Origin of the sequence: Halobacillus campisalis (genome assembly GCF_030345335.1) — a bacterium.
GTDB lineage: Bacteria > Bacillota > Bacilli > Bacillales > Halobacillaceae > Halobacillus_A > Halobacillus_A campisalis.
The window spans coordinates 645,332-669,380 of the sequence record NZ_JAPVRC010000002.1 but is presented as its reverse complement, the minus strand read 5'-3'; the positions used below and the strand labels follow the sequence as shown (position 1 = coordinate 669,380).

Here is a 24,049-nt window from a genome sequence, read left to right as displayed (position 1 = left end):
ACCTTTTGGAAGTTCTGTTACCTTTACTCTTCCCTTATAATGAGAAAGTTTAACTGGACTTCCAAAACTTTTTTCAACCATCCTTACTAATTACTTTGACGATACTGCTGGTCAGATAATAAAAAGCAGGAGCGTTCAGTAAATGAACCTCCTTATCCTTCTGAAAGCCATACAATTAAAGTTTTTCAAGTTTGGCAACCATGATAAAATAATATTATCTATGTAATAAAGGAGCACTTGCATGAGTCATTCCCAATTCCAAGCAGACCTTATAGATGAAAAGTTCGATTCTCCGGAAGGATTGGCAGACCGTATAGCACATATTATTGGTTTTCCCATAACCATCGAGGATGCCAATCATCGTATCGTTTCCTATAGTAAACATGAGGAAAATGTAGATGAAGCTAGAAGTGCTACCATTATGAGACGCAAAGTTCCCGAGAAAGTCATCAACAGTTTATGGAAACGCGGAGTAATGTCGAAGCTGTTCGAAAGCGGTGAGCCAATCATTGTCGCTTCGATCAAGGAAATCGGTCTAGGCAACCGTATCGCTGTTTCCGTTCGTAAAAATAGAACGCTTTTAGGCTTCATCTGGGCGCAAGCCGATGAAGTCGAAGTAACAAGCCATCATTTGCAGCAAATTAAAGATGCTGCTAAGCTCGTGAGTCATCAGCTGCTTCATCATCAAGCAAAGAAAAATAAATCTGAAGAAGATAAAAAAGAATTTTTCTGGCAGCTGCTTACGGGCACTCTTCGTGGCCATTCAGAAATCATGCGGCACGCAAAACGTTTTGGTATAAAAATGTCAGGCCAACTGTGTGTTGCAGTATTTGAATTCGATGAATACATGAATCCGACGATAGAGCGCCATGCTTATTACTTAACAGAAACGCTTCAGCAAACGAGAGTCGTCAGTCGTTTATTCGATGAGAACCGGCTGGTATTACTTATCCGTGCCGATGCTTATGAAGATGCCACTCTCCTCTGTAATACTTTCATTCATGACTTCATGACAAAAATGAGTGAAAGGCTTCAAGTAAAAGCAGTCAAAGGATCATTCGGCATTGTATATCAATCCCCCGAAAATATTACGGACAGTTATAAGCAAGCGTTGAAAGTACTGGAATTAAAGGAACAATTTTCAACAGAATTACAAAACACCTCTAATTATCAAGAACTCGGAGTCTTTCAATTTATCAACGAGTTAGCTTCCCTTCGCAGCCGAGAGCAATACCATAACATCTATCTTGAAAGATTATATGATTACGATCGAACCAATAAAAGCGAGTTAGTTTACACGCTGAAAGTTTTTCTGATCCATAACAGTAATGTCCATTCAGCTTCGAAATATATGCATATCCATACAAATACGATGAATTATCGCTTAAAACGAATAAAAGAAATAGGTCAAATCGACCTGAAAGATAATAATCAAAAGACGACATTGTATTTGGATTTACTTATTCACCACATGGAACGAGATGATTTGTGATTTTACACAAATCATCTCGTTCCTTTTTTATATTCTCCCTAAACAAAATTGTAATAGAACAGGATATACTTTCAGTAACTTGATTGAATGAAAGGTGGAAAACAACATGATCATTGGTGTTCCAAAGGAAATCAAAAATAATGAAAACCGAGTTGCTATCACGCCTTCTGGTGTAGTGAATTTAGTGAAAGCGGGGCACACTGTGCTTGTAGAAACTGAAGCTGGACTTGGCAGCAACTTTACGAATGAAGAATATTTGAATTCAGGAGCCACTATAATTGAAAGCGCTTCAAAATTATGGGAAAGTGCTGAAATGGTCATGAAAGTTAAAGAGCCTCTTCCAGCAGAATATGGATATTTCCGCAAAGGATTGATTTTGTTTACATACTTGCATCTGGCTGCTGAACCCGAACTGGCCAAAGCTTTAGTTGAGAAGCAAGTAACAGCCATCGCTTACGAGACCGTCAGCGTAAACAATGCCCTTCCTTTACTAACTCCTATGAGCGAAGTTGCTGGACGAATGGCTTCTCAAATTGGTGCTCAATATTTAGAAAAGTCATTTGGCGGTAAAGGAATCCTCTTGAGTGGAGTACCTGGGGTGACCCGTGGAAAAGTAACGATTATCGGCGGAGGCATCGTGGGAACAAACGCAGCAAAAATTGCGGTCGGTCTAGGTGCACAAGTGACCATCATCGATTTGAATCCTGCTCGCTTGCGTGAATTGGATGATTTGTTCGGAGCAGATGTCCAGACTCTCATGTCTAACCCTTACAACATTTCAGAAGCCGTTAAGCATTCCGACCTCGTCGTAGGTGCAGTGCTGATCCCGGGAGCTAAAGCACCAAAACTTGTCACGGAAGATATGGTGAAATCTATGAATCCCGGGTCTGTGATTGTAGACGTTGCCATCGACCAAGGAGGTAACTTTGAAACGGTAGACCATATTACTACGCATGATCATCCTATTTATGAAAAACACGGTGTCCTTCATTATGCTGTCGCCAATATCCCGGGGGCCGTACCTCGCACAGCGACTATTGCCTTAACGAACGTGACGATTCCTTACGCTTTGCAAATTGCAAACAAAGGCGTCTATAGCGCTGTGGAAGAGAATGAAGCCATTGAAAAAGGTGTAAATGTAATGAGTGGAAAACTTACGTATAAAGCTGTAGCTCATGACCTGGACTATGAATATGTCCCTGTTACTGAAGCGATGAAACAACTTTCCCACTCCTAAAAAGAAAGCAGTACCTGAGTTTACAGGTACTGCTTTCTTCATTTCATAATCGTTGATCCTTGCAGCAGTTCTGGTTTAGCACCGAGAATTAAGAGAAACAACTTGGAATCTCCTACTTTACGATGTCTTTTCATCAAATCTTTTACCTGCTGGATTTCTTCATGGTCTTTTAAATTTTGTACTTCATGTTGATAAAGACTTAGAATCGAATCCCTCACAAACTTCGGTTCATACGCCGGAAGATCTTCGTCTCTTAACAACGCTCCCATATATCCATACTTGATTTGAAGCTGTCTTGTCAGACTGACTACGTGGTGGAGCTGTTCGTATAGACCTTCATGCTCCCCTTTCAATTGTGCTAAATCTTCTTGAGCTCTATAAATTTCATTTAATCCCGCTAACATAGTCGTCATAGTCTACATCTCCTTTTTCCCAAGGTTTCTCCAGCTGGATCATTTTCGTCAATTCCTTACTATGCTTTCTTCGAATTCTACGAGTTTCTGCGCGCTCTTTACCAGACTCATAAAGAAATTTCTCTTCTTCAGTTTCTGGTGAAATTTCAGGAACCTTTATCGGCTTTTTATCTTCATCAAGGGCAACAAATGTCAAGAACGCTGTCGCAGCCATTCGGCGTTCTCCTGAAATCATATCTTCAGCGATTACCTTGCAGAAAATTTCCATAGACTTGCTGCCGGTATAAGATACGAACGATTCCACGCAGACGGAATCTGATTGAGTAATTGGATATAAAAAATCAATCGAATCAGTAGAAGCCGTTACACATTCTTTTACTCTGGAATGACGCCGGGCTGAGAGCGTCGCATTATTATCAAGCTTTTTCATTAACACCCCGCCGAACAACGTGTTGTAATTATTTAAATCATTGATCATCACTTGATCTGTATTCACGATTAAACTTTCGTTTGGTCTTTTAATTTCTGACATCATGCATAGTTCCTTTCTTTCACTGGAATACGTTCTATATAACAAGTGTATAAGCCGTTCTTGTGAAAGTGAAATAGCTATATATCATAGCCAGTATAGATAAAATCTATGGAACTGCTTACAACCATACTTTACAGGCATGATATTGTAATAATCCCCATAAAAAAACACCTCTATGAGGTGCTTCCAATAGTCAGCCGTTCCTGAGTGAATGTCAGCCACTCTTTGGCAGCGTAGGATAAGTAATGATTTTTTCTCCAAATAATCGCCAAATCCCATTCAATCTTTGGTTTTATAACTTTTATTGTTCTTACGTCTTCTTTGAGCAGTTCAGAGACGCTGTAAGGTAAAATCGACAATCCTAGCTTTGCTGTGATCATTTTTCCTATGAAATCCCATTGAGAACTTTCCGACACGACTTTCGGCAAAAAACCCGCCTCCTTACACGCAGCTGTTATCCGGTCATTTAATGCAAAGTCTTTATTAAATAGAATCATTTGTTCATCCTTCAATTCTTCAAGCTTTATCTGTTTCCGGTCTGCAAGTTCATGAGTAGGCGGAACGACAACTCTTAACTCCTCTCTCATAAAAGAAAAGTAATGAAAATCCTCTTCTTCTGTCGGAAGTACCGTAATACCTGCGTCCAGATTCTCCTCACGTATACCCTCTTCAATTTTCTTCGCCCCGTTTTCTACTAGTTGGAAGGTGATATTTGGATAGAGTTGATGAAACTCGCCTAGTATTTTAATAAAGTGGTCAGCATCCATAATTGGCGGTAGACCGATGCGGATATGTCCTTTTTGTAATCCTAGTAAATCATCCAGCTCAGTCTGAAGGTTATTAAATGCTTTATCAATCGTTTGAGCTTGATCTAATATAACCCGTCCGGCGTCAGTAAGAGTGAGCTGCTTCCTCGAACGTTCAAAAAGGTCGACCCCGAGCTCTTCTTCTAAATTCTTTATCATTTTACTGATTGTAGGCTGGGAAATGAATAAATGATCGGCGGCCCTCGTAAAACTGTTAAACTTTGAAACTTCTATAAAATACTTCAGATGTCTAATATCCATGTTTTTCTCCTATTCCATCTTTGTTATCATCTACTTTATCATTTCATTGTGTCCTATTGGAAAGCATTCCTTTAAAATTTGAGAGTTTTTACCTTTTTCTATATACTTTAATCAGATTGACCAGCCAGTCAAAATGAGTACAGGGGGACATTTACATTGGAAACAACCGAAACAGTCTATCATTCCAATTTCAAAGTCGGTGCTTATCCTTTTTATAAACAATTACGAAGTCTTGACCCAATTTTTCCTATGTCACAAACTGGTGAACAGACGTCCTGGATCGTTACAAAGTATGATCATGTCAAAGAATTGCTTAAATCGAAGAGTTTTATTAAGGATCAAAGTAAATTTATGGAGCATTCCTCATCCGAAGAGCCCGATCTCATTACTTCGGTCTTTCAAAATATGATGCTTGACGTAGATCCGCCGGACCACACTAGGCTTCGCAAATTGGTTCAGCCTTATTTTAACCCAAAGAAAATAAAAGAGTTGGAACCTAGAATCAGCGAGATAGCAGATCAACTTTTAGCAGATATAAGTAGAAAAGAAGGAGCTATTGATCTCATCGAAGACTTTGCGTTTCCACTGCCGATCATTGTGATCAGCGAATTGCTTGGTGTTCCAGCTGAAGATCGTAACAAATTCAGAAAATGGTCCCAAACTATTCTGTCTGCCGCCGATAATTTAGAAGCTGACTTCATCCACGATACGGAAGATTTCCTTACTTATTTAAAAAAGCTGTTTGACGAGCGCAAAGAGAATCCGCAAGAGGATTTAATCTCAAGCTTGCTGCAGGCAGAAGAGGAAGGTGATCAACTAAATCGAGAAGAGTTATATTCGATGATTGTGCTCCTTATCATTGCAGGACATGAAACAACTGTAAACCTTATTGGCAATACGATGCTGGCTCTTTTTGAACACCCCGAACAACTTGAGAAATTACAAGCCGATTTGACTTTTACAGATTCCGCCATTGAAGAAGGTCTTCGCTTTTATAGTCCAGTCGACTTTTCGACCGCCCGCTGGGCAGAAGAGGACGTTGACTTCCACGGCAGAACAATTCGGAGGGGAGATCTCGTTCTCGCTTCTTTAAGTTCCGCTAACCGTGACGAAGATAAATTCGAAAATGCGGAGACATTTGATATTACACGAAGCCAGAATCCACATATCGCTTTCGGCTACGGTATCCATTTTTGTCTGGGAGCTCCACTCGCTCGTTTGGAAGGAAACGTTGCGATAAAAAAACTGTTAACCACATTCCCTGACATACGTTTGTATGATTCCCATCCACGCTGGCAACACGTCTTTTTACTGAGAGGTTTAAGTGAGTTAAAAGTTGCAGTTGGTTAAGAAACGAAAGATCCTCCCAGTAAGTTCTTTCCAATAGACCGGACTAGAAAAAGACGCGATATAGATTCATCGCGTCTTCTTCTCTCGGTCTAATCCTATGAGACTGTATATACTTCGTGAGTAGGTAGTTCTAATAGTGTGAGTTTACCTCCATAAACGGCGCCCGTATCAATATCGACTTGATCTTCATAATAGGAAATTTCTCTGACTGGTGTATGACCGTGTACCACGGTTTTTCCTAGTCCGACTTTCGCGGTGTTTCGTGTCCATAGCATAATTTCTTCCTCTTGCTGCTCTACTGGAATGCCAGGTTCTAAGCCTGCATGTACGAAGATGTACTCTTCTGTTTCATAATAAAGCGATAGATTGTCTTTTAACCATTCTTGATGTTCTTTCACTTCTTCGATATTACTGCCATACGATTTGATTGTACTGGACGCTCCATTTATTTTCCAAAGCTCCATGGCTACTTCTTCGTACTTGGCCCTGATGAAAAGATCATCATGGTTTCCCTTTAAGGCTATAGCTCCGTCTTCCTCCACGAGCTGTTTAACCTTTTTCACAACTGCTCTTGAATTAGGACCTCTATCAACATAATCACCAAGCAGTATCAATTGATCTTTCTCAGGTTCATACGAAGCTTTGGCGAGTAAACTCTCGAATTTATCAATTTCTCCATGTATATCTGAAACTACAAGGTAACGCACGGATACATCCTCCTTCTAGACTTGCTGCCTGCACGTAGTACAGCATAAAGCCTTTAGGAACTATATATCTTTTTTTAGAGGTATTGAAACCTTCTTTTACAAAAATCTGTTAAAAATTGGTGTTTGTTGCGCGAATTTAATCTACTTTGCAATATACTGCTCGCCTATCCGCGGGAAACGGCTTTCTTAGCAGAAACAGCAGCAAAGGTTATCGTAATAGAGCAGGCAATTAGAATCGCGAAAACACCCTGCATCAAATCCCAAAAGTGCCATCCATCAATTAAGACTGTTCTCATACTTTCGAAAATATAAGTGGTAGGGTTGATCGTCGCTGCGACTTTCAGCCATTGAGCTTCGATCAGCTCATAAGGTACAAACGTGGTGCTAAGAAAAATAAGCGGGAAAAAGATGAACGTACCCGCCTGGGCCGCCTGGGCATTTTTTGTTCGGAGCGCTACACCAGCTGAGTAACCGGCAAAAGCCAGTCCCCATCCTATTGCAATGAGAATGACGAACAAAATCCCTCCAAAACCGGTTGCTGACTCGAGCCCCAATAAATAAGCGATCCCCAGAATCAGCAATGTCTGGACGAATAACTGAAGCATGCCCGCAATGATGGGCCCGAGGACAATAGCTAATCGTGAGGCCGGGGTTAATAAAAGCCTGGAAAAGAACCCATTTTCGATATCTTTGACAATACCCTGTCCAGCTCCCCCTGCGCCGCCTATTGCAGCGGAAACGATAGAAACTGGAAGAATGAAGGCCAGATAATTGGCGCCTTCAAATGTCGGAAGCTCTGAAATCCCGCTTAAACCTCCTTCGTAAACAAGTAAGAAGAACGCAGAGATCACAAGGTTCGGGATGAAAGAAAAAGGATTTCGAAGGGTAGTCATAATATTCCGCTTCGTAATCAGCCAAGTATCCTTGAATACGTTATTCCCCATCGTTTCCACTCCCTTCGGTTTCTGGCTCGTTGGTTATTTTAAGGAATATATCATCTAATGTAGGAGAAGATAAGTTAGTTGTTTCGATCTCAAGTCCATACTGATCTACCACACGGACCACCTGCAGCAACTGTTTATTCCCCTCGTTCACATAAAGATTCAACCGATCATTTTGAATAATGATATCTGCCATTTCAAGTTCAGTTTCCAAGGCGTTTTTTGCTTTCATTAAGTCTTCTTGCTTGGCAAACGTCAGAGTAATCAAATCATTACCGATTTGCGCTTTTAATTCTTGTGGTGTACCTGATGCTACAATTAGTCCTTTATTGATAATACTGATGCGATCAGCAAGAGAGTCGGCTTCTTCTAAGTACTGAGTCGTTAAAAATATCGTCGTCCCGTTTTCCTTATTCAACCTCTGTAATTCTTTCCAAATGGCAATACGATTAGAAGGATCCAGCCCAGTAGTAGGCTCATCTAAAAATAATATTTTGGGTTCATGGACGAGAGTCAATGCCAAGTCAAGCCTTCTTCTCATCCCCCCGGAATAATTACCGATCCGTCTTGAGGACGATTCTTGAAGCTGAACGATATCTAACAATTTGTCAGATCTTTGTTTAGCCTCCTCCTTCTGATAACCGAAAATGAGTGCCTGCAGTTCTATCATTTCCCGCCCTGTAAGATCGGGATCGACTCCAGTCTCTTGTAAAGCGACACCGATGTGACGCCTGACCTCCCCAGGGTTCTTGCTTACATCGTAACCAGCTACAAAAGCTTCGCCGCCTGTAGGGTTAATTAATGTTGTAAGCATCTGGACGACCGTTGATTTCCCTGCACCGTTCGGGCCAAGGAAAGCAAAGAATTCGCCCTCATTCACTTCAAAGCTTACATCTTTTACAGCTTTGACATCCCCTTTTTTAAAAGTTTTAGCTAAGTGTTTCACTTTAATTGTCCCATTCATATGACGATGTCCCCTTCCTTTTCGGCACAAGTGTCGAAAATCATTCTACATTCAGAATACACGAATAAGCGTTAGATAGCATCCAGTAATCGGCTGCTATCTAACGCCATACTTTAAAATCTTTATTAGATAGTGCTTTTTCATTTATTATGGACAAAATTAAAAAAACTAAAAGCTCCACTGGGAACGAGAGCGCTATCCTTCTTATTTTTTTAAACCTGACCCACATAATGACATAACAACGACATCATCAACAGTTGTAATACTATCTCGGTATTTGTTAAAAGCGGCGTAAGTAGCTGCTGTTGTCGGCTCAACGAAGAAACCTCTTTGAGCCAGTTCCTTTTGCGCAGCATCGATGCCTTCTTCCGGCGCAGTAACGATATTTCCTCCTGTGCTTTTCACAGCAGCTGACACTTGATTTCCACGCGCAGGATCGGCAATCGCAATTCCTTCCGCCTGAGTTCCTTTATTTTTTACCGCTGACACATTGAGGTTATTTCGAATGGCTTTAGCAATAGGGGCGCATCCTTCTGCTTGGACCCCTATTATTTTAGGAATCTTATCAGTTGCTTCAGCTTCCTTCAGGTTTTTAAAACCAATAAATGCACCTAAAAGAAGGGTACCGTTTCCTACGGGAAGTACAACAGTATCCGGCAGCTGAAATCCGAGCTGTTCCCATATTTCAAAAGCGAACGTTTTTGTTCCTTCATAGAAGAAGGGGTTATAGACGTGACTAGCATAAAATTTGTGCTCTGCTTCTACCGCCTTCATGGCTGCCAACGCTGCAGCTTCTCGTGACCCGGAAACCTTATGGATTTGTGCCCCATGAGCTTCTATCTGTCCAAGTTTCTTTTGAGAAGTTGAATCGGGTACGTAAATGTGGCAATTCATATTAGCACGAGCACAATAAGCCGCTATTGAAGTTCCTGCATTCCCGCTGCTGTCAGCGATAACGGAGGTGACTCCCAGCTCCAAAGCTTTTGCTATTAAAACTGCAGCCCCTCTATCTTTAAAGGAACCTGTCGGCATGAGGTAATCCATTTTCATGAGCAAGTTAGGCTCTGTCGAATTAAAAGAAACAAGCGGCGTCATCCCTTCTCCTAACGTCAAGGAAGAGAAATATTCATCCTTGCGAAAAGGGAGGGCTTCTTTATACCTCCAAAGTGAGGCTGAACGAGTTTTGATTTTCTCGAGTGGAAAGCTCGTTTTATAAGGCTTTACATTAAACAAACCTGATTTCGGTCTCCATTGATGTTTGTCGGGTGTATATTCATTAAGGCTTTCGTCTATAAAAAGATAGTCCACGCTCATCGACTCCTCTTCCACAAATATGAATTTCAACTATTCCCTAATGTAGCACCGATCAACAATTTGCTTCTGTGCTTTACACATTTGAGCCAATTCTTCAAGGACATCATGAAAACTAAGCAGTTCATAGATTAAAATAGTTTGTGGAGGAAGATGCTGTCTGTAACGATGATCTTGCTCTACATGTTCTTCTTTCCATTGCCAAAATAATCGGTCCAGCCGTTTTACTTTGTTGAAGTGTTCTTCGTTCATGTGGTGAAGAGGATCCTTTAAGATGTCTACATATGAAAAAGTGACTTCTTTAATAAGCTGACTCTCCTGTTGATCGAATTCCGAAACTTTGGCCTGAACATATTGGAGATTACCTAAATGATAAACAATTTGCTGTAAAGCACCGAGTTTCCTTTGGGCGAATTGGAAAGAACGCATTTCTTCTTTCGTATGCCTATGATACTTCCATTCATCTCTCTGATATTGAGAGAGTTGATATGTCTTTTCCAAGTGACCTGTCAGCTGCCGATAGGATCGTCCAATCTTCCTCGACTTTTCATTCGGCGCACCTCCATCCTCCCTAATAATGCGCTCAAGCAATTGTGCCGCATGATGATATAAGTCATTGATACTTTGGAATATCCGGGGCGAGTAATTAGGTGGTAACAAGAAATAGTTGACTACTGTAGAGACGACAATTCCAATTGATGTGGTGCCGAGCCTAGTCAAAAATGATAAGACATATTGATCTTGAAAATCAGGAATCATTGCAGTAGCTGTAATTGTCGCCACAAGTATACCATCATCCAATTTTAATTTATGGCAGATCGCAATGGTGAGCATAGCGGCTAATGCAAAGGTGACAGCACTTTTACCAAATACCGCATAGCAAGTCGTGGCAAGAAGCGCACCAATTGCGGAAGCTGGAAACCTGACAGCTGCTTTTTTTATAGAGTCTGCAGCTGTATGTTCAATGGTTACAATAGCTGTTATCACTGCAAATACTACTGGTAAATTAAAAAAACCGCATATAAGTGCAGTCAAAAAGACAGAAACTCCAGTTTTGAGAGTTCGGCCTCCTAATAGTTTAGAACTCTTTAATAGATCGCGTAATTTTGACACCTTAATCACTTCCAAATAGCTGTTTTCATGTCTATTGAATCTACATGAACTGAAAATCTAATTCTTACTTAAAATTGTATCATAACTATGGACTGTAATTTATCTAGATCACCATTTATCGAAAAGGGTTATTCAACTAAATGGCAGGATAGTGGAAGATTTGGTTTCGAGACCTTGGGGGAGTGGGTTAGGGCGGCCGGGAATGGCTCGCTTTCCGTGGGAGTGCAGTGAGCTTCCTCAGGCTTCCGCCTTCCAGGATCTCACCAATCACTCTCTTCCCACAGGAGTCTCTCCCATTCCTATAATCACCTACCTTATATTACAGGACGGAACTAAGAAAATGAGAAGCAGAAACGCTCTTGTACTAACTTTCCCGCCCGCCCCTCACTATAGATGTGCTTCTCGAAATCGCTTGAAACAGAAACTTCTTATGCAATATTGGGAGCATTAAACTCCAGTGCTGTGGTTATAACATTTAGTTTTAAAACTTCCTGCACTTTAAGGTAGTTTCAAGCATCCTCGCAAACTAAAGGGTCGTTGGTTATCACTCAAAAGCAGTTGCTTTTTATGTGAAGCACCGCATAAAATGTTTACGTTATCCTCACAAAGGCAAGAAGGTCCGGGAAATTGCGAGACTCCTTTTGTAAAAGCGGAAGCGCTTCGTTCAGCGGCGTATGGACTGGACTGAGCTGGAGGAGATAAAGGAAACACGAAGAACGGAGTGATTCGATGTTGACTTATCGTACAGAAGTGAAGGAAGTCTCAGTAGCCTCTAAGCGCTGGAGTTGGATCGTCCCCCATAAGATTTATGAACTCGTTTACGACTCTAGACTAATTTACGTGTAAGAGATGAGAGAACAGTACAGGGTGAGATCCCGGAGGGCTTTAGCCCGAGGAAGCTCACCGTGCGCACATGGAAAGCGAGTGATTTCCCGGACCTTCTACCTCTATTCATAGTAACGGAAAAGATAAGAGGGAGTGTAAGTTATAATTACACAAAAAATGCAGGGGCACCTTATAAGTTCCCCTGCATCATAAATTATTCATCACTTAATAATTTGGACTTTCCTAATCATTCGGCCTTCGAGGGCCAACACTTTAAATTTCAAGTTCAATCTCTCAATTACTTCTCCTTTTTCAGGGAAATCATTGCATTCTTTTAACAGATAACCAGCAAGCACATCTTCTTCTTCTGGGATTTTACTATCAAACAGAGAATTTAAACGACGCAACGTTATTTTTCCATCACAAATAATTTCATTTTCTGTATGCTTCTCAATCAACGTATCGCTCTCTGAATCCATTTCATCCTCAATTTCAAGACCAATCATAGATTCGATAACATCTTCATGTGATAAAATTCCTTCTGTCCCACCGTATTCATCTAAAACAATAGCCAAATGTTTTTTTTCTTTTGTCATTTTACGGAATACCCATTCGATGGAATGAAATTCGTAAACAATTAATGGATCTTTGTCACAGAATTCTTCGAAGGGTTTATTTGGTTCGGTAGACCAGGAAAGTAAATATTTCGAATGGAACACTGCGCCTATATCATCAATATCTTCGTTATAAATAGGATACCTTGTAAATGGATGTTGAATCACGATGTCCCTGACTTCCTCAAAGGTAGAACCGATGTGGAGTGCTACGACATCAACTCTAGGAGTTTTCAATACATCCTTCACATTTAAATTGTAAAAGTCAAGTACACCCTTTATTCTAAAGGATTCTGCTTCATTAAACATTCCTTCTGAGTCCGCAATATCCACCATTGTCCGAAGCTCTTCTTTGGAAATAGACACATCCTGGTATTCACCTTTGGAAAGAGCTTTCGTAATATTACCTGTCAGCCAGTTAAGCAAAATGGTTACCGGTTTGAAAATAATGACAAAAAATCTGATTACCGGATACACAATCAACGCTATTCTATCAGGAAATGCCGCCGCTACAGACTTAGGAATAACCTCTGAGAATATAATGATGATAATTGTCAGAATCGCCGAAGCAAGACCAACACTAAACCCATACTGTATAGCCAAAGTTGTAACTAAAGTCGGGAGCAGGATATTGGAGATATTGTTCGCGATAAGTATAGTCGTGATGAATTCTCCTGGCTTTGATACTAAGTCCAGGAGTTTTTTTGCCTTTTTATCGTTGTTATTTGCTTTTGACTGCAGCCTCATTTTGTTAGTGGCTGTTAGTGCGGTTTCACTCCCAGAAAAGAAAAATGAAACAAATAATAATAAAATGATCGCAATGATCACAAGCGATTTCCTCCTTCAAATATGCAAACCCAATTTCATATATGTATACACTATAAGTTATTTATAATAAACAAAAAAGGAAAAAGGATGCCCATTGATAAAATTTTAAACAAATAACACGTTCCTGTGAACGGAACGTGTTATTTGTTTAAAAAATTCACTTAACAGGTATCCAAATTTCCGAATAATAATTTGATTGATATGCATCGCCCTCTGAATATACTTCCATTGAAGGGGACGACGCATTCTCATAACCACTCGATGGAAACCATTCACCATAAATCTTCTTCCAAACTTTCTGCATAGCATCAGGCATGGCGCCATGAACTTCAAATATGGCCCACGTTGAAGCTGGGATCTTTAATGATTCTAAATCATCTTCAGGTTCACCCTTATGAGCTGCGGCAATCCAATAGTCCATACTTTTTGCTTCTTTTCCACTTTCAGTGACAATTACACCAAGCAGACCTTTAACTGCTCCATTGTTCAAATCGAAAAGTTTGTCGCTTGTGCCGTCAGTATTTACTTTCCGCCACATCTTCGGTATTCCTTCGAGATTCTCTTCATTCATCATCGAAAAACTTTCTTTAATCCCTGTCACTTGAAACTCTTCTTTATCCACGATTTTGTATTGCATAGGTTCAGCCCCTTTCAGATTGATCTGAATAGCCAGACGATTATAAGATTTCAGCTTCCCTTCGTATGTTCGTGCTTCCTTTGGAGAAATTCCGTGTTGTCTTCGGAAAGCTTTGGAGAATGCCTCAGGAGTTTCATAACCATATTTGGACGCAATATCGATAACTTTATTGTTGTTTTTTGATAAATCGTGGGCGGCAAGTGTCAATCGCCTCCTTCTTAAATATTCACCGACGGACATGTCTGTCAGCAAAGTAAAAGCCCGCTGGAAATGGTACAGTGAAATATTCGATTGCTTCGCAATGTCAGCCAATGAGATATTCTCCAACAAATGCTCTTCCATATAATCAATCGCTTTTTGTAAAGATTCCACCCACGTCATGTTGTTCACTCCCTTACCTTCATAGTAGCAGGTAAACTGCTTACCTTCTGGTCAATTTGTGCTTAGATGAGACAGGTATTTTATCTTTCTCACTTCTTTACACTTAGGACCTGTTAAATTTCTTTGATTAACTTTCTTATGAAAAATTGTTAACCACGTTTAACTTAGTTTTCATTAAAGGTTTTCATTTTTACAGGAGTGGTAGAAGCGTAAATCAATGTATCTCTGAGCTCACTTCCATCTACAGATACATCGTCATTTCTTAAGGTTCCTTCCATCTTAAACCCTAGTCTTTCTGGAATCGCTAAACTTCTTATATTTTTAGCGTCACACCTGACTTCTACGCGCTTTGCGCTCAGTTTATTAAAAGCAAAATTTGCAAGCCCTTCCACCACTTCAGTAGTATAACCATTTCCACTAAAGCGAGTATCTGTCCAATACCCAATTTCGAATTTGGGTACATCCCAGTCCATGCGATGCAATCCTGTAGAACAAACCAACTCACCCGTCTCTTTTAAAAAGGCAAGCATCCTTAAATCATCACGCTGTAAAAATCGAATATGAGCTTCTCTTATATTTATTTCTGTTTCTTCTTCGGTCTGCTCCTTTTGGGCAAAGGGCATCCAGGGAAGAAGTTCTTTCTTAGAGGCACGCATAGCCTGGTAAACTGCTTTTCCATCGCCTGGTCGAGGAATTCTAATAAATAATCGTTCCGTTTCAAATTCTTCGGGTACGTCAATAAGTATCGGGTTCATATGTAAGGAGCTCCTTATCTTTTAATTTTCTATGATTCTATTTTTCTCTCTTGCTCGAATAAATCTATACTTTACGTTCTTTACATCTAATTCTATAATTTTGGATAAGTTCCTTCTATAGATATGAGTGCTAGTATAAAAACTATAAATAAAATGATAAAAAACAACTTCATTCACACTAAAACAAAATATGTTTAACACCATAAATAATAATATAAGTAGCAACCGTTCCACTAAAGCTCCCTTTTGTGAAATACTCAGTTTTGAGATGTTCAGGAAGTTTTCGTTACTAAGAATAGACCATGAAGGTCCGGGAAATCACTCGCTTTCCATGGGCGTACGGTGAGCTTCCTCAGGCTTACGCCCTCCGGGATCTCACCCTGTACTGTTCTCCCATAGGAGTCTCGCAATTTCCCGGACCTACTTGCGTTTGTTAGGATCACGGAAACATCGGAACAGTACTTTAAGTGAAATAAAGCTCCTTTTTAGGTGGAACTGCGCAGATGATTAATTTTTAGAAGCACTCCTTATATTCAATAAAAGGAAGTTCATTACATTTTTATAAAGTGGAATAGCATCGACGATACTTTGAGCTGCCGGAGGTAAAGGAAACACGAAGAACGGAGGGAGTCGATGTTGACTTATCGTTCAGAAGTGAAGGAAGTCTCGTTAAACCGCTAAGCGTCGAACCTCGAATACACGGGTTTGATTGGGAAACGTTGGTACAAGAGTTTTTTTGCTTCTCATTTCTTAGTTCCGTCTCTTAATTTAAGTTAGGTGGTTTTAGGAATGGGCGAGACTCCTGTGGGATGAGAGTGATAGGTGAGATCCCGGAAGGCGACAGCCTGAGGAAGCTCACCGCACTCCCACGGAAAGCAAGTCCATTCCTAAAACCACCTTCCACTCATCATGATGACGGAACAGCAAAGATCCCACAGGAAAGCGAGTAGCTTCCCAACTAACCCTGACTCTCACTAAGGACCCAGACTATCTCGAATTCAAGTCTTCTACTATCCTGCCAGTTTGTTTAAGATCGCTGCACTACTTAGTCTATAAAAAACAACATAGCAAATAGCAGACCAAATCATATATGATTGGTCTGCTATTTAATAAGTTATTTCACAAGCTCTCCACAGAAACGAAGCTGCTTAACTTTATGTGCGTTTCTTCCAAGAACAAACTATTGGTGCTGTGGACGACGTCTGAAAACTAGAAATCCACCGAGACCAGCTAAAGACAATCCGGCAAGTATTATCATCGGCTGATTGGTCGCTGTGTCAGGAAGTTCTCCACCTTCTTCTGACATTTCTTCTTCAGGCATTTCTTCTTCCATCATATTATCTTCTAGAGGAGTGGCTCCATTTACAATGTCCTCAGGTACAGTAATGGTGTCCACACCATTAAAGTTGTCAATCGTCATGTCCATAGACTGAGAAGTGGTTGAGCTTTCGCCTTCCATTTCCATTTCCATATCCATGTCCATCATAAGATGTGTCATGTAGTGGGACTCTTTGTCTATGGTCATTTCATAGCTGACTTCATTTATAGTGATTTGGTTCATCATCTCTTCCATCATGGAACCTTGTTCACCAGACATGTTAGACTCCATCATACCCATGGATGCCTCCATTAGATCTTCTCCATCGCCATCAAAGGTTAATAGATAGCTATCCTCTTTATCTTCAACACTCATATCCTCAGCCAATTCTTCTGCTTGAGCTACTTGATCCCCAGCCATGGCCATTCCTATCATTTCATCCATACTTTCTGATAGTTCCTCCGGCATTTTAATCCATCCTTGCTCAGGATCTTCCTGGAAGAAACCATCCTCTGTCCAGTAGGATTCCAACGTTACATCTTCTTGTCCCATTCCTGAAGTAGTGGAAGTTTGATGCATCGCAAACGGATCCAGGGTGATATCTTGTTCTGCTTCTGTCATAAACATAACTTCTTCTCCCGCAACCGTCATTGTTTGCTCCATTTTTGTCACGCTGGAGTAACTATCAAGCTCCAACATGGCTTCATTCGATTTTTTCAGAACTTCTGCAGGACTCGTATCTTCTGCAGAAACCTGAAGCGGTGCAGTGGCTGCAAATAAAAAGGCTAAAGAGAAGGGGACTACTTTTTTGAACATCCAAACACTCCTTGACATTTTTTTGCAAGGTACAAGTAAATGACTCTACGTATTTTATGTATATCAGAGCTGATAGATCGACGTAAACGACTGCTTCTTGCCTTGCTACTTTACTACTATCCTATTTTTTACAATATAAAACATTTTTCTTATATTTTTATATAATTTTCCATAAAAAAAGTGCGGATGGTACCCGCACTCATACTTTATCAGTCATTTTTCTTAATTGATCTTCCGCCATTTTCCCTGCTATAGGTAAATGATAACGTTCTCCTTGATAAGCCTTCACCATCAAAATAATCCATAAAACAATAGAAAGAGGAGCAAGGATCATGCTGATTAAAATACCAATAATGGGAATGAAGTTTACTATTAGACTTATAACAAAAAGTGCTCCAAAGGTAATCGTGGACTGCATGGCATGAAACCGAATCTTTTCGTTTTCCTTTTCGATGACCAAAAAAATAATTCCTGTGATGAACCCCAAAATATAAGCAAGAAGACCACCAACATTCTCGTCTAAACCAGTGGACGATTTCTTCATCCCAGGACTTGGAGGCATTGTTTTTCTAGGTCCTTCCACCACAGTGTCCATTCCTCCTTCATTTAATATTCAAACTATTCTGTAAATTAATTATACAAATTAAGACTTGTTACGTCAATCTATCTTGATCTTTTTCTTACTAAGTGTATCAGTCTAGAAACCGGATTTTTTCAGACATTCATAAATAGTATGTTATAATATATTTTGTTCAATTTTATAAAGTCTGCCATTCAGCAGGAGAGGTTCTAGCTACACCCTCTATAAAAAACTAAGAATGGTACTGCACCTATTATAAGGTACGGTATATTATGTTTTTTGGGTTACTGGGATTCTCTTTTTCAATTTTGAAAGGGGAATTTTTTTATGGAAAAAAATAAAGCAGTTGTCGTTTTCAGCGGAGGTCAGGATAGTACTACATGTCTCTTCTGGGCTCTTGAACATTATGATGAGGTCGAGGCTGTAACTTTTGATTATAATCAGCGTCACAATCAGGAAATACAAGTCGCAAAAGAAATTGCAGACGAATTGAAAGTTAAGCACCATGTGCTTGATATGTCACTTCTCAGTCAACTAGCACCTAATGCGTTAACTCGTGATGAAATCGAAGTGAAAGACGGAGAAGATGGCGGACTCCCTTCTACTTTCGTACCAGGAAGAAACCTTCTATTTTTATCTTTTGCCACAATACTTGCCAAACAAGTAGGAGCTAAACACGTCATTACAGGCGTATGCGAAACCGACTTCAGCGGCTATCCAGACTGCCGTGATATTTTTATAAAATCGATGAATGTAACTTTGAATTTATCTATGGATGATCAATTTGTCGTTCATACACCGTTAATGTGGCTTGATAAAGCACAAACTTGGGAACTGGCTGATCAGTTAAACGCTTTTGAATATGTACGTGAAAAGACGCTTACATGCTATAACGGGGTGCGCGGCGATGGCTGCGGTGAATGCCCGGCTTGTACACTCCGTCGAAACGGCCTTGAAGCGTATATTGGCCAAAAAGCCGGGGTGAATTCATGATGTTCGGTTTTACAATCGTAGAAAACCTTCAAAAAATAAATGAAGACATCCAAAAACACGAACTGAAGTACCATAATAAACGTGTAATGATCAGTAAAGAGTTTACGTTCGATGCCGCCCACCACCTCCATTGTTATGAGGGGAAATGTAAAAATCTTCACGGTCATACCTATAAAGTGATTTTCGGAATAAGCGGCTATACCGATGAAATCGGACTTGTCATTGATTTTGGAGACGTAAAGCGCATTTGGAAAGATCAAATAGAGATTCACCTCGATCATCGTTATCTTAATGATACTTTGCCGCATATGAATACAACGGCAGAAAATATGGTCGTATGGATTTATGAAAAAATGCAGGAAGCTTTACTAGGAGAGCGTGATGATTATCGCGTGGAATTCGTTAAGCTTTATGAAACACCTACGAGTTATGCCGAAGTAAGACGGGAGTGGATGGAAAATGAATAAATTTCCTGTTCTCGAAATATTCGGGCCTACAATTCAAGGAGAAGGAATGGTAGTTGGTAGAAAAACGATGTTTGTCAGAACTGCCGGCTGCGACTACAGTTGCTCTTGGTGTGATTCTGCTTTTACATGGGACGGGAGCGCCAAAGAAGAAGTCCGCAGAATGACTGCTGAAGAAATCATGAATGAACTTCGTGAAGTAGGCGGTCAAAAATTTGACCACGTGACGATTTCCGGCGGGAACCCAGCATTATTGAAGCCCCTTCATGAATTGATTGCACTACTTCATGAGCAGAACATTCAAATAGCCCTTGAAACTCAAGGAAGCCGCTGGCAGGAGTGGTTTACAGATATCGATGATTTAACGATTTCACCTAAGCCGCCCAGTTCTAAAATGCAGACAAACTGGAAAATCCTCGACGATATTATAATAAAGCAGAAAAACAATGGTCGTCTTGCTCATACGAGTATTAAAGTCGTCATATTTAACGATGAAGACCTTCAATATGCGGAATACGTCCATGCGCGATATCCTGAAGTACCTTTTTTCTTGCAGGTTGGAAATGATGATTTAGAAGAAGTGGAGCCTGACCGTCTGGCCTCTGACCTTCTTTCTAAATATGAGTGGCTGATTGACAAGGTTATGGAATCGACTGCCCTTAACCACGTAAGAGTTCTCCCACAGGTCCATGCCCTTTTGTGGGGAAATAAAAGAGGAGTATAGACAAAAAAAGCTCATTAGGCTGTGGCCTAATGAGCTTTTTGTTTGTCATAGTGGTCTTTGACAACCACTGCTGCATGTATAGCTCCTGGTACGAAAAAGATCATAGTAAGCAATAAATTAAGCAGCGCTTTCGTGAATTGTCCCGTAAATAAAACGGCAATCGGTGGTAGAAATATTGCTACAATATAAAGCATTTGTTTCCTCTCCTTTACACCTCATCAAGTTATTTTTTTCCTGCGTCCTCTCCAAAGCATAATCTCTAAAGCAGCAATACACACAAGCAGCCACGAGAAACCTAACGCCAGCCCACCGAGGATATCCGTCAGATAATGGACATTCAAAAATACCCGGCTCAGTGAAACCGCTAAAATCATTAGGAATAACAAAATATTGACCAGCCACTTAACTGGTTTGCTTAAAGGACTAACAACTATCAAATAAATCATAAAACCGTAAAACACAGTAGACCCCGTTGTATGTCCACTCGGAAAGCTGTATCCTGTTCCATCATATTGCTCGAGCAGCTCAGGACGGTCCCTGCCGAAAAGACTTTTTAACCCAGACGTCAACAGACTAATTCCAATCATACTTACCGCTAAGTAAACGGCAACCCATTTACTATAAGGAATGAAAAATAATAAACTTATGATCATGATTACAGATAATATCGTAATCACAGTAACGGATCCTGCTTCCGTTACCCAGCCCATTGCCGTGTCGATCCAAGTACCATCAGCATTTCCAACTATATCAACTGCTGCGGCATCAACTGCGAACTTTTCTTGTTCTAGAACCTCATCCCCGATTTCAGTAAAACCATAAGCCCCGCCGCCTAAGATTAGAAGGCCAAACACAATGATGAAAATAGAAGTCTTTGAGAGGTCCGAAGTTCTTGTCCCTGAAAATAGCACATTCAGGCCTCCTCACCTATTAAACAAGCTAGAGCCAATATACTTCTAGCTTAAGCTTTTGACTAAAATTCTATTCCCCAATTCCATCTTTCTAAAACGAGATTAAAATTTGCTCTGTTAAATCTCAGTATTGGCTTTTCGATAGCTCCCTTATCTTGAAGATAGGTTTGGTTATTTTTTATTTAATAAATGAGGTTTATGAAAGGAACGAACATATGAAAATAAATTTTAATAGTGAAAGTGTTTTCACGTTATATTGTCTCAATTTTCATTGCCTTTTTTGTAAAATGTTGATAAAATTATTAGAAAATTACTAATTTTACACACAAATAAAAGGAGGACAGTATATGAAGCTTTACGTATCGGTTGATATGGAGGGGATTACGGGATTACCTGATGCCACTTATGTCGACTCTTCTAAACATAATTACGAGCGAGGACGAAAGTTGATGACCGATGAAGTCAACTATGTCATCGAATCAGCCATCGCTAATCAAGCAAGTGAAATACTCGTCAATGATAGTCATTCAAAAATGAACAATTTGCTCGTTGAGGACCTTTACCCAGATGCTCAGCTGATTACCGGAGATGTCAAGCCACTTTCGATGGTGCAGGGACTTGACTCCTCCTGTGACGGGGCTATTTTTCTCGGTTATCATGCTCGGGCCGCTCAGCCTGGAGTTATGTCCCATTCGATGACCTTCGGCGTACGGAACTTTTACATAAATGATGTGGCGGTTGGAGAACTGGGATTGAATGCTTATCTCGCCGGTTACTACGAAGTTCCTATTTTAATGGTAGCAGGAGATGACCGTGTGGCCGATGAGGCTGAACAGCTCATTCCAAACATAGTGACTGCGGTAGTGAAAGAATCAATTTCCAGATCCGCTGTTAAGACCTTGACTCCAAAAAAGGCCGGCGTACTTTTACAAAATAAAACTGAGAAAGCAATACATAACCTGAGCAGTGCTGAACCTTTGACGCCTCCTGCTTCCCCAACTCTACGGATAGAGTTTGCTAACTACGGACAAGCCGAGTGGGCAAGCCTCATGCCTGGAACTAAAATAGAACCAAACTCTACTACCGTAGCTTTCAAAGCTAAAGATATTTTAGAAGCGTACCAAGCAATGCTTGTCATGACTGAACTTGCGATGCGCACCACATTCAACTAGGGGGAGAACGAATGGCAAAATACATAATAAAGCGTTTCGCTTTAATGGTGATCACTGTTTTAATTATCGCCACTCTTACTTTTTTTCTCATGAACTTACTGCCCGGTTCACCTTTGAATGAAGAGCGCTCGACGAACGAAGCTGTTCAGCAAAACTTAGAAGCTCACTTCAATCTAGACGAACCGCTGATTGTCCAATACGTACTTTATCTTAAATCTATTGCGACATTGGATTTTGGTCCTTCAATTAAACAACCGACGGAAACAGTGAATTCCTTATTGAGCAGAGGATTTCCTATTTCAGCAGAGTTGGGCATTTGGACGATACTTACGGCTGTCATCTCGGGTATTGCCTTAGGAGTATTCGCTGCCCTTAAACATAACGGTCTCATCGACTATATCGCCATGACAGTCGCTGTCCTAGGGATATCAGTTCCTAACTTCGTCCTTGCTACTCTGCTGATTCAAGAGCTTGCCGTAAATCGAGACTTTTTCCCTGCGGCTACGTGGAGCTCTCCTGCTCATATGGTTCTTCCCATTCTCGCACTTGCGACGGGCCCTATGGCAATCATTGCCCGTCTCACCCGTTCGAGCATGCTGGAAACATTGACCCAGGATTACATTAAAACCGCACGTGCTAAAGGTCTTTCTCCGGTTAAAGTAATCATTAAGCATGCACTGAGGAATGCTCTGATGCCAGTTGTAACAATTTTAGGAACGCTGATGGCAGGTATTCTCACAGGCACATTCGTTATCGAAAAAATCTTTGCAATTCCTGGAATGGGTAAGTATTTCGTTGACAGCATTAACCAGCGTGATTATCCAGTGATCATGGGAACAACCGTATTTTACAGTGCATTTCTAGTTTTTATGTTATTTCTCGTGGACATCGCTTACGGGCTGCTGGATCCTAGAATCAAATTACACGATGAAGGAGGTGGATAACCATGCTTCCTGCTGCTCGAGAAAAAGAGACTCACCACCACGAGGTTCCTGATGAATGGTTTAAACCGAAAGAAAAAGATGAACAACAGGCTGAAAGTGTGGTTCGCCCCTCTCTCTCTTACTGGCAAGATGCCTGGAGAAGATTAAAGAAGAACAAATTAGCCATGTCCGGCTTTTTCTTTCTTGTATTCCTGGGAATAATGGCCGTATTCGGCCCGATTTTATCTCCACATTCTGTATCTGAGCAAGTACTTTCTAATCAAAACCAATCTCCTTCAGTGACTCACTGGTTCGGCACTGACGATCTTGGACGAGATGTTTTCACGCGGACTTGGTATGGAGCCCGCATTTCCTTATTCGTCGGATTGATGGCAGCCTTCATAGACTTCTTCATCGGAGTTACATACGGAGGAATTTCAGGTTACAAAGGCGGCCGCACTGATAATGTAATGATGCGGATTATCGAAATCTTATATGGGCTTCCTTACTTACTAGTCGTCATCTTACTTTTGGTTGTCATGGGGCCGAGCCTGCTTACGATCATTATTGCGTTAACAGTAACTGGCTGGGTAGGAATGGCAAGAATAGTGAGAGGGCAGGTACTTCAAATCAAACACAATGAATTCGTACTTGCTTCTCAATCTTTTGGAGCCAAAACAAAGAGGATCATTCGTAAAAACTTGCTCCCTAATACGATGGGACCAATCATTGTCCAGATGACACTTACTGTGCCGACTGCCATCTTCGCTGAAGCGTTTCTCAGCTTTCTAGGACTTGGTATACAATCCCCGTTCGCAAGTTGGGGAGTGATGGCAAACGATGCTTTAGGAACCATATTATCTGGACATTGGTGGCGTTTATTCTTCCCTGCTTTTTTCATATCAGCTACTATGTTTGCTTTCAATGTGTTAGGTGACGGACTCCAAGACGCACTAGACCCTAAATTAAGGAGATAATTGA

The 24,049-nt window shown here is 40.7% G+C and carries 24 protein-coding genes and 1 riboswitch; of the genes, 9 read left to right on the top strand and 15 right to left on the bottom strand.

Annotated features, from left to right (window positions below; all coding sequences use genetic code 11):
• Positions 1-241 precede the first annotated feature (241 nt).
• Entirely contained in the window at positions 242-1,492 is a 1,251-nt protein-coding gene (locus tag O2Q26_RS07425; RefSeq protein WP_289215289.1) for a PucR family transcriptional regulator, read from the top strand.
• 106 nt (positions 1,493-1,598) lie between these two features.
• Complete coding sequence (ald, locus tag O2Q26_RS07420) at positions 1,599-2,729, top strand: alanine dehydrogenase (RefSeq protein ID WP_289215288.1); 1,131 nt, start codon at positions 1,599-1,601, stop codon at positions 2,727-2,729.
• A gap of 38 nt (positions 2,730-2,767) precedes the next feature.
• Here ald and O2Q26_RS07415 read toward each other — a convergent pair whose 3' ends face one another.
• The 3 genes from O2Q26_RS07415 to cidR form a co-directional block, all read right to left on the bottom strand.
• Complete coding sequence (locus tag O2Q26_RS07415; RefSeq protein ID WP_289215287.1) at positions 2,768-3,142, bottom strand: hypothetical protein; 375 nt, start codon at positions 3,140-3,142, stop codon at positions 2,768-2,770.
• On the bottom strand, positions 3,114-3,674 hold the full coding sequence (locus tag O2Q26_RS07410) for an acyl-CoA thioesterase (RefSeq protein WP_289215286.1): 561 nt from the start codon (positions 3,672-3,674) through the stop codon (positions 3,114-3,116). Before O2Q26_RS07410 ends, O2Q26_RS07415 begins: the two co-directional genes overlap by 29 nt.
• A 173-nt stretch (positions 3,675-3,847) precedes the next feature.
• Positions 3,848-4,741: a cidABC operon transcriptional activator CidR gene (gene cidR / locus O2Q26_RS07405; protein ID WP_289215285.1), complete on the bottom strand. Its 894-nt coding sequence runs from the start codon at positions 4,739-4,741 to the stop codon at positions 3,848-3,850.
• A gap of 156 nt (positions 4,742-4,897) precedes the next feature.
• On the opposite strand from cidR, the gene O2Q26_RS07400 reads away from it, so the two are divergent.
• Positions 4,898-6,091 (top strand): cytochrome P450 family protein, encoded by a 1,194-nt coding sequence (locus O2Q26_RS07400; RefSeq protein WP_289215284.1) that lies wholly within the window; start codon positions 4,898-4,900, stop codon positions 6,089-6,091.
• Positions 6,092-6,186: 95 nt separating this feature from the next.
• Here O2Q26_RS07400 and O2Q26_RS07395 read toward each other — a convergent pair whose 3' ends face one another.
• From O2Q26_RS07395 to O2Q26_RS07350, 10 genes are all read right to left on the bottom strand, one after another.
• A complete protein-coding gene (locus O2Q26_RS07395; protein ID WP_289215283.1) occupies positions 6,187-6,798 on the bottom strand; it encodes a metallophosphoesterase family protein in 612 nt (203 codons plus the stop codon).
• Positions 6,799-6,962: 164 nt separating this feature from the next.
• Positions 6,963-7,742 (bottom strand): ABC transporter permease, encoded by a 780-nt coding sequence (locus O2Q26_RS07390; RefSeq protein WP_289215282.1) that lies wholly within the window; start codon positions 7,740-7,742, stop codon positions 6,963-6,965.
• A complete protein-coding gene (locus O2Q26_RS07385) occupies positions 7,732-8,703 on the bottom strand; it encodes an ATP-binding cassette domain-containing protein (protein ID WP_289215281.1) in 972 nt (323 codons plus the stop codon). The genes O2Q26_RS07390 and O2Q26_RS07385 overlap by 11 nt, the downstream gene beginning before the upstream one ends.
• Positions 8,704-8,907: 204 nt before the next feature.
• Positions 8,908-10,017 (bottom strand): threonine synthase, encoded by a 1,110-nt coding sequence (gene thrC, locus O2Q26_RS07380; protein WP_289215280.1) that lies wholly within the window; start codon positions 10,015-10,017, stop codon positions 8,908-8,910.
• 30 nt (positions 10,018-10,047) lie between these two features.
• Positions 10,048-11,127: an FUSC family protein gene (locus O2Q26_RS07375; RefSeq protein WP_289215279.1), complete on the bottom strand. Its 1,080-nt coding sequence runs from the start codon at positions 11,125-11,127 to the stop codon at positions 10,048-10,050.
• A 1,046-nt stretch (positions 11,128-12,173) separates the two neighbouring features.
• Positions 12,174-13,394, bottom strand: a complete 1,221-nt coding sequence (locus O2Q26_RS07370; RefSeq protein WP_289215278.1) for a hemolysin family protein — start codon at positions 13,392-13,394, stop codon at positions 12,174-12,176.
• A 157-nt stretch (positions 13,395-13,551) separates the two neighbouring features.
• The gene (locus tag O2Q26_RS07365) at positions 13,552-14,412 is read right to left on the bottom strand and encodes an AraC family transcriptional regulator (protein ID WP_289215277.1); all 861 of its coding nucleotides are present in this window, start codon (positions 14,410-14,412) and stop codon (positions 13,552-13,554) included.
• A gap of 164 nt (positions 14,413-14,576) precedes the next feature.
• Positions 14,577-15,167, bottom strand: a complete 591-nt coding sequence (locus O2Q26_RS07360) for a GNAT family N-acetyltransferase (protein WP_289215276.1) — start codon at positions 15,165-15,167, stop codon at positions 14,577-14,579.
• A 1,180-nt stretch (positions 15,168-16,347) separates the two neighbouring features.
• Positions 16,348-17,301 carry an LPXTG cell wall anchor domain-containing protein gene (locus tag O2Q26_RS07355; RefSeq protein ID WP_289215275.1) on the bottom strand — a complete coding sequence of 318 codons (954 nt, stop codon included), beginning with the start codon at positions 17,299-17,301 and terminating at the stop codon, positions 16,348-16,350.
• 199 nt (positions 17,302-17,500) lie between these two features.
• On the bottom strand, positions 17,501-17,896 hold the full coding sequence (locus O2Q26_RS07350) for a DUF4870 domain-containing protein (protein WP_352232220.1): 396 nt from the start codon (positions 17,894-17,896) through the stop codon (positions 17,501-17,503).
• A gap of 182 nt (positions 17,897-18,078) precedes the next feature.
• A riboswitch (PreQ1 riboswitch) is annotated at positions 18,079-18,123 on the top strand.
• Positions 18,124-18,208: 85 nt separating this feature from the next.
• Between O2Q26_RS07350 and queC the strand changes: the two genes are divergently transcribed.
• Genes queC through queE form a run of 3 tightly spaced genes read left to right on the top strand, consistent with a single transcriptional unit; the run spans position 18,209 to position 20,062 of the window.
• The gene (gene queC / locus O2Q26_RS07345; protein ID WP_289215274.1) at positions 18,209-18,874 is read left to right on the top strand and encodes a 7-cyano-7-deazaguanine synthase QueC; all 666 of its coding nucleotides are present in this window, start codon (positions 18,209-18,211) and stop codon (positions 18,872-18,874) included.
• On the top strand, positions 18,874-19,341 hold the full coding sequence (gene queD / locus O2Q26_RS07340; RefSeq protein ID WP_289215273.1) for a 6-carboxytetrahydropterin synthase QueD: 468 nt from the start codon (positions 18,874-18,876) through the stop codon (positions 19,339-19,341). The genes queC and queD overlap by 1 nt, the downstream gene beginning before the upstream one ends.
• Positions 19,334-20,062, top strand: a complete 729-nt coding sequence (gene queE, locus O2Q26_RS07335; protein ID WP_289215272.1) for a 7-carboxy-7-deazaguanine synthase QueE — start codon at positions 19,334-19,336, stop codon at positions 20,060-20,062. The genes queD and queE overlap by 8 nt, the downstream gene beginning before the upstream one ends.
• Positions 20,063-20,088: 26 nt before the next feature.
• Here queE and O2Q26_RS07330 read toward each other — a convergent pair whose 3' ends face one another.
• Positions 20,089-20,256 (bottom strand): YqaE/Pmp3 family membrane protein, encoded by a 168-nt coding sequence (locus tag O2Q26_RS07330; protein ID WP_253934251.1) that lies wholly within the window; start codon positions 20,254-20,256, stop codon positions 20,089-20,091.
• Between the two features lie 24 nt (positions 20,257-20,280).
• Positions 20,281-20,973, bottom strand: a complete 693-nt coding sequence (locus O2Q26_RS07325; RefSeq protein WP_289215271.1) for a phosphatase PAP2 family protein — start codon at positions 20,971-20,973, stop codon at positions 20,281-20,283.
• A gap of 347 nt (positions 20,974-21,320) precedes the next feature.
• Between O2Q26_RS07325 and dppA the strand changes: the two genes are divergently transcribed.
• Genes dppA through O2Q26_RS07310 form a run of 3 tightly spaced genes read left to right on the top strand, consistent with a single transcriptional unit; the run spans position 21,321 to position 24,045 of the window.
• Complete coding sequence (gene dppA / locus O2Q26_RS07320) at positions 21,321-22,145, top strand: D-aminopeptidase DppA (RefSeq protein WP_289215270.1); 825 nt, start codon at positions 21,321-21,323, stop codon at positions 22,143-22,145.
• An 11-nt stretch (positions 22,146-22,156) separates the two neighbouring features.
• Positions 22,157-23,089: an ABC transporter permease gene (locus tag O2Q26_RS07315; protein ID WP_289215269.1), complete on the top strand. Its 933-nt coding sequence runs from the start codon at positions 22,157-22,159 to the stop codon at positions 23,087-23,089.
• A 2-nt stretch (positions 23,090-23,091) separates the two neighbouring features.
• Entirely contained in the window at positions 23,092-24,045 is a 954-nt protein-coding gene (locus O2Q26_RS07310) for an ABC transporter permease (protein WP_289215268.1), read from the top strand.
• The last annotated feature ends 4 nt before the right edge of the window (positions 24,046-24,049 follow it).